Genomic DNA, 3,247 nt, shown 5'->3' on the forward strand with positions numbered 1-3,247 from the left:
CATCGTCACCGCCGGAATCAAAAAAATCATCACCCAGGGCGCCAACTGAAAAAAGGAGGAAAGTTCTGCAAACCCTGCATTGAGAATGTTAAACGGACCGTCAAAAAGCCAAAGGAACAAGCCGTTAATCAATAGAAAAACAGCAATCACCAGATAGCCGATCAGCGACCCGAAAAAAGAATTGATTTCCCTGAAAATAAGTGCCATCATAAACTGTTACTTTAACTAAAGTGGAATAGCAATATTGTGCAAAAACCTCAAAAACATAAGGCTCCCACAAAAATAACAATTAGTTTGTATAATCGGGGTAAAGGTGTTTGAATTCCTATATGTCTTTAAACTTGAGTTAAGAATTCGTTCAAATTTCAATTTATACGGATAGTTTTATTATATTTGTACGTATAATACATAGCGTAATGAATACAAAATTAACATTAAAGCTCAATCAGGAAATCATAGAGAAAGCAAAAAAATATGCTGCTGATAAAAAAATGAGTTTGTCCCGACTTGTGGAGTTTTACCTTCAGTCTTTAACAACTGAGAATAATAACGAAGAGGAGTTTGAAATTTCACCTTTTGTAAAAAGCATCGCAACGGGAACAAGCATTCCTTTAGATTTGGAATACAAAAAGGATTATGCTGAATACTTAGCAGATAAGCATCAATGAAAACCAGGCTTTTCATCGACACCAATGTCATATTGGATTTTCTTGGAGAAAGACATCCCTTCTACGAGTCAATGGCCAAGTTGGCGACATTGGCGGATAAAGGCAAATTGAAACAGGTGGTTTCCCCGATTTCATTTGCAACCGTAAATTATTTTCTCACAAAATTTGAAAGCGCCGAAATCGCCAAAGAGAAGCTTAGAAAGTTTAAAATTATCTGCGAAATAAGCAAACTCGATGAGCACATCATAGAGAAAGGGCTGAACGCTGACTTTAAAGATTTTGAGGATTCATTGCAATATTTTAGTGCTGTTGAATCAAATTGTGACATTATCATTACGCGAAACGGGAAAGATTTTAAAAACTCATATATTCCCGTAATGACTGCCGGTGAATATTTGAACAGCATTCGAAAAAAATAATTAACCTAACTATAGCTTCCACCGTGATTTTGCTTGTTGTGTGATGATTTAAAAACTCCAACTTCAAACAAAAACATATATTTGCAGGACACATTAAACTATGGAGTACAACAAAACCGAATTTCGCGACCTGATTGTTTGCCAGCCCAAGCTGTTGGGTGACAGCCGTGGGTATTTCTACGAAACTTTTAACGAGCGGCATTTCAAATCGCAAACAGGCATCAGCGTACATTTTGTGCAGGATAACCAGTCCATGTCGCAGTATGGTGTGGTGCGCGGTCTGCATATGCAGGGTGGGGAGTATGCCCAGGCCAAGCTCGTGCGCTGCATCAAAGGCAAGGTGCTGGATGTGGTGGTGGACCTGCGAAAGGATGAACCCACCTTCGGCCAAGCATTTTCAGTAATATTGTCTGATGAAAACCATACACAACTATTTATTCCACGCGGATTTGCTCACGGCTTTTCCGTCTTGAGCGAGTTGGCGGTGTTTGTTTATAAATGTGACAATTTTTACAACCGCGACTTTGAAATCGGCTTGGCTTATAACGACCCCAAGCTCGCCATCGACTGGCTGTTACCGGAATCTGATTTTATTGTTTCGGAAAAAGACCGTAACAATCCCGCTTTCGCGGAAGCGGTCAAGCAACTTGAAGCCTTGTAGTTATGGAACGTGAACCCTTGATCATCGTCACCGGAGCCGAAGGCCAGCTGGCACAAGCACTTAAAAATCAAAAGTTTGATGCTGAAGTGTTATTTTTTAACAAAGCCGAATTTGACCTGACTGATTTTGATCAAATGGATACTGTTTTTATTAAATTCCGACCCACACTTGTTATCAATACAGCCGCCTATACCCAAGTGGATGAAGCGGAAACTCAAGCGGAAACAGCTTCAAACGTTAACACTACCGGAGTGGGTTTTCTTGCTGCCCTGTGCTTTGCTCACAACTGCAAACTCATTCACATTTCAACAGATTATGTGTTTGACGGTGAAAAACAAAATCCTTATTTGGAGGAGGACAAAACAAACCCGAAAACGGTGTATGGATGGACAAAATATTTTGGGGAAAATATGATACTGTCAACTGAGTTGCCGGTTTTTGCCATCATCCGCACTTCCTGGCTGTACAGTCAATACGGACATAACTTTTACAAAACCATGCTAAGGCTTGCCAAAACCAAAAACGAACTTCAGGTGGTTGATGACCAAACCGGTTGCCCCACCAACGCAAACGACCTTGCTCAAGCCATCGTAAAAATAGTCCCACAACTCAACGAGAAAAACTCGGGGATTTACCATTTTTCAAATGCGGGAGCCACGACCTGGTATGGTTTCGCGCAAGCTATCTTTAAAAAACACAATATCAATATCCGGGTCATTCCCGTGACCACTGAACAGTTCCCAACCGCTGCAAAACGACCGCGCTACAGCGTGCTGGATCATAGCAAAATTAAAGCTGCTTTTGGTTTGGAAATTGAAGACTGGGAAATATCCCTGAACAAGTTATAGTAGTTATTCATGCAACACCAAAAACGGAATCTCTTTTTGGTAACGTGTGTATGAAGTGTTGGAGCTGAAAAAGATTTGCTGAAAAAAGTGGATGTTTTTAGCCACCATGGCAATCAGCTTGATGTCGTGTTTTTCAACACATTCCTGTATGGCCTTGTCCAGGTTGCGGTTGGTCAACGACATAAACCGGTGGTTGTCTTCCATAAAGTAATCCTGCAGCAACTCTTTGTTTTGCATCTGGTCGCCCACAATAGCTTCATTCCTTTTGGCCAGGTAGATGATATGAATTTGCGCCTCAAACAACTCCATAATGTCTGAAATGGTTTCAAGAATTTTGGCCCCATAAAAAATATTGTAATCGGTGGGCAAAGCCAGATTGTAGATACCGGAAAAACGTGCATCTTCAGGGATGACCAAAGTGTTGCACTTTACTTTGCTAATAACATCGGTAGTGTTGGAGCCCACGGCTATTTTTTTAATGCCTGATGTACCTTTGGTGCCCATGACTATCAAATCAATTTGCTTGCGCTCTACTTCAGTTCTAATGGCCTCTACGATGGTTCCTGTAGCACAAAGGGCAAAAAACTTGTGATTTTCACTTTGGGGTGTTGCTTCAATTTTATGAATTTGGGTCTGAAGTTGGTTTCTGCT

5 protein-coding genes and 1 pseudogene are annotated in these 3,247 nt (G+C 40.9%); 4 read left to right on the plus strand and 2 right to left on the minus strand.

Going from position 1 to position 3,247, the window contains the following annotated elements; genetic code table 11:
• Nucleotides 1-210, minus strand: a pseudogene (locus AC6F75_RS12890) (gliding motility-associated ABC transporter permease subunit GldF); the annotation flags it as partial.
• Between the two features lie 206 nt (nucleotides 211-416).
• On the opposite strand from AC6F75_RS12890, the gene AC6F75_RS12895 reads away from it, so the two are divergent.
• The 4 genes from AC6F75_RS12895 (at nucleotide 417) to rfbD (ending at nucleotide 2,596) form a co-directional block, all read left to right on the plus strand.
• Nucleotides 417-668, plus strand: a complete 252-nt coding sequence (locus AC6F75_RS12895; RefSeq protein WP_500715502.1) for a DUF6364 family protein — start codon at nucleotides 417-419, stop codon at nucleotides 666-668.
• Nucleotides 665-1,087, plus strand: a complete 423-nt coding sequence (locus AC6F75_RS12900) for a PIN domain-containing protein (RefSeq protein ID WP_500715503.1) — start codon at nucleotides 665-667, stop codon at nucleotides 1,085-1,087. The genes AC6F75_RS12895 and AC6F75_RS12900 overlap by 4 nt, the downstream gene beginning before the upstream one ends.
• A 100-nt stretch (nucleotides 1,088-1,187) precedes the next feature.
• A complete protein-coding gene (gene rfbC, locus AC6F75_RS12905; protein ID WP_500715504.1) occupies nucleotides 1,188-1,748 on the plus strand; it encodes a dTDP-4-dehydrorhamnose 3,5-epimerase in 561 nt (186 codons plus the stop codon).
• A gap of 2 nt (nucleotides 1,749-1,750) precedes the next feature.
• On the plus strand, nucleotides 1,751-2,596 hold the full coding sequence (gene rfbD, locus AC6F75_RS12910; protein ID WP_500715505.1) for a dTDP-4-dehydrorhamnose reductase: 846 nt from the start codon (nucleotides 1,751-1,753) through the stop codon (nucleotides 2,594-2,596).
• Nucleotides 2,597-2,599: 3 nt separating this feature from the next.
• Here rfbD and AC6F75_RS12915 read toward each other — a convergent pair.
• Nucleotides 2,600-3,247 (minus strand): universal stress protein (locus tag AC6F75_RS12915; protein WP_500715506.1); only part of this gene is annotated, 648 nt, incomplete at its 5' end.

The organism is Planktosalinus sp. (assembly GCF_059864935.1).